At 55.5% G+C, this 3,018-nt stretch carries 1 protein-coding gene; it reads right to left on the bottom strand.

Features of this window, described 5'->3' with window-relative positions; all coding sequences use genetic code 11:
* Nucleotides 1–3,018, bottom strand: a 3,018-nt coding sequence (locus tag HZS79_RS16675) for a beta strand repeat-containing protein (protein WP_179928415.1), incomplete at both ends; no start/stop codon positions are given.

The raw sequence follows: 3,018 nt of genomic DNA, 5'->3' as shown, positions 1-3,018 counted from the left end.
CACCCAGGCGACGCTCGAATGACTCGCCGCTGTCGCCAGCGAAGGTCAGCGGCGTATCGCCCAACTCAGTGACGCTGTTGTCAACGTAGCTCTTGTTGGTGATGTGGTCGCCTTCGGTGATATCACCCGTGTAAGTGACGTTACCTTCGTTGTTGACGAAGAAGTTGTCACCCAGGCGGGTCTCGCCTTGTACCGTCAGGTTCTCGTTCACCGTCATGTTGTTGGTGGTGACGCTGTCACCATCAAGGAAGGTGTCGCCCACGGTGATGCTGTTGCCGATCTTGAGATCGTCATTCAGCGCCAGTTCCAGCGTCTCTTCATCGGTGAGCTTGGTGATGATGTTGCTATCACCTTCCGCATCTTCCTCGCCCACGATGTCCAGACGGTCGCCCAAGCGACGATCCGTGTCGTCACCTTCGTTGGCACCAAAGGTCAGCGGCGTATCGCCCAACTCGGTCACGCTGTTGTCAACGTAATCCTTGTTGGTGATGTGGTCGCCTTCGGTGATGTCGCCGGTGTAAGTGACATTACCTTCGTTGTTGACGAAGAAGTTGTCACCCAGGCGGGTCTCGCCTTGTACCGTCAGGTTCTCGTTCACCATCATGTTGTTGGTGGTGACGCTGTCACCATCAAGGAAGGTGTCGCCCACGGTGATGCTGTTGCCGATCTTGAGATCGTCATTCAGCGCCAGTTCCAGCGTCTCTTCATCGGTGAGCTTGGTGATGATGTTGCTATCACCTTCCGCATCTTCCTCGCCCACGATATCCAGACGGTCGCCCAAACGACGCTCAGAGTCGTCACCTTCGTTGGCACCAAACGTTAGCGGCGTATCGCCCAACTCGGTCACTGAGTTATCCACATACTGCTTGTTGGTGATGTGGTTGTTCTCGGTGATGTCGCCGTCGTAGGTGACGTTACCTTCGTTGTTAACGAAGAAGTTGTCGCCCAGCTGTGTAGTACCTTCAACGGTCAGGTTTTCGTTGATGGTGGTGCTACCCGCTACCGTCAGGTTCTCGTTCAGGAACGTGTCGCCCTCAACGGTTAGGGTTTCGTTCACCGTCACGTTGTTGGTGGTGATTTGGTCACCATCAATCAGCGTTTCGTTGATCGTCAGGCTACCGTCTTCACCCAGGTCGATGTTCTCGGCCAGTTGGATGTTGAGCGTGTCTTCACCATCAGCCACCACGCCGATGTTGCCTTCGGTCAAGCCGCCTTCAGCACCACCTTTCACGTTGGTCTGCTCACCCAGGCGACGCTCGAATGACTCGCCGCTGTCGCCAGCGAAGGTCAGCGGCGTATCGCCCAACTCAGTGACGCTGTTGTCAACGTAGCTCTTGTTGGTGATGTGGTCGCCTTCGGTGATATCACCCGTGTAAGTGACGTTACCTTCGTTGTTGACGAAGAAGTTGTCACCCAGGCGGGTCTCGCCTTGTACCGTCAGGTTCTCGTTCACCGTCATGTTGTTGGTGGTGACGCTGTCACCATCAAGGAAGGTGTCGCCCACGGTGATGCTGTTGCCGATCTTGAGATCGTCATTCAGCGCCAGTTCCAGCGTCTCTTCATCGGTGAGCTTGGTGATGATGTTGCTATCACCTTCCGCATCTTCCTCGCCCACGATATCCAGACGGTCGCCCAAACGACGCTCAGAGTCGTCACCTTCGTTGGCACCAAACGTTAGCGGCGTATCGCCCAACTCGGTCACTGAGTTATCCACATACTGCTTGTTGGTGATGTGGTTGTTCTCGGTGATGTCGCCGTCGTAGGTGACGTTACCTTCGTTGTTAACGAAGAAGTTGTCGCCCAGCTGTGTAGTACCTTCAACGGTCAGGTTTTCGTTGATGGTGGTGCTACCCGCTACCGTCAGGTTCTCGTTCAGGAACGTGTCGCCCTCAACGGTTAGGGTTTCGTTCACCGTCACGTTGTTGGTGGTGATTTGGTCACCATCAATCAGCGTTTCGTTGATCGTCAAGCTGCCGTCTTCACCCAGGTCGATGTTCTCGGCCAGTTGGATGTTGAGCGTGTCTTCACCATCCGCCACCACGCCGATGTTGCCTTCGGTCAAGCCGCCTTCAGCACCACCTTTCACGTTGGTCTGCTCACCCAGGCGACGTTCGAATGACTCGCCGCTGTCGCCAGCGAAGGTCAGCGGCGTATCGCCCAACTCGTTCAGCTGATCAAGGTTGACCGCGTGATCGCCTTCGGTGCCAGCCGCCACGTTGGTGACTTGGTTGTCACCCATATTGATCGTGGTGTTCTCGGCAACGTTGATCGCACCTTCGGTGACCTGAAGTGTGTTAGCAAGGTTGGTTTCACCAGACACAGTGAGATTGTTGGCGGTGATGCGGTCGCCATCAATAAAGGTGTCGCCCACGGTGATGCTGTTGCCGATCTTGAGATCGTCATTCAGCGCCAGTTCCAGCGTCTCTTCATCGGTTAGCTTAGTGATGATGTTGCTATCACCTTCCGCATCTTCCTCGCCCACGATGTCCAGACGGTCGCCCAGACGACGCTCAGAGTCGTCACCTTCGTTGGCACCAAACGTCAGCGGCGTATCACCCAACTCGTTTACGCTGTTGTCAACGTAGGTTTTGTTGGTGATGTGGTCGCCGTCAGTGATCGGGCCGTCATAGAACGCTTCGTTGTTCACGATTGAGAAACTGTCACCCAGGTAGGTGTCACCTTCCACCGTGAGGTTTTCGTTGATGGTGGTGCTGCCCGCTACCGTCAGGTTCTCGTTCAGGAACGTGTCGCCCTCAACGGTTAGGGTTTCGTTCACCGTCACGTTGTTGGTGGTGATTTGGTCACCATCAATCAGCGTTTCGTTGATCGTCAGGCTACCGTCTTCACCCAGGTCGATGTTCTCGGCCAGTTGGATGTTGAGCGTGTCTTCACCATCAGCCACCACGCCGATGTTGCCTTCGGTCAAGCCGCCTTCAGCACCACCTTTCACGTTGGTCTGCTCACCCAGGCGACGTTCGAATGACTCGCCGCTGTCGCCAGCGAAGGTCAGCGGCGTAT

This window comes from Vreelandella zhaodongensis (assembly GCF_013415115.1).
GTDB classification, from domain to species: domain Bacteria; phylum Pseudomonadota; class Gammaproteobacteria; order Pseudomonadales; family Halomonadaceae; genus Vreelandella; species Vreelandella zhaodongensis.
The sequence above is the reverse complement of the archived record's forward strand: the minus strand, read 5'-3'. Positions and strand labels throughout refer to the sequence as shown.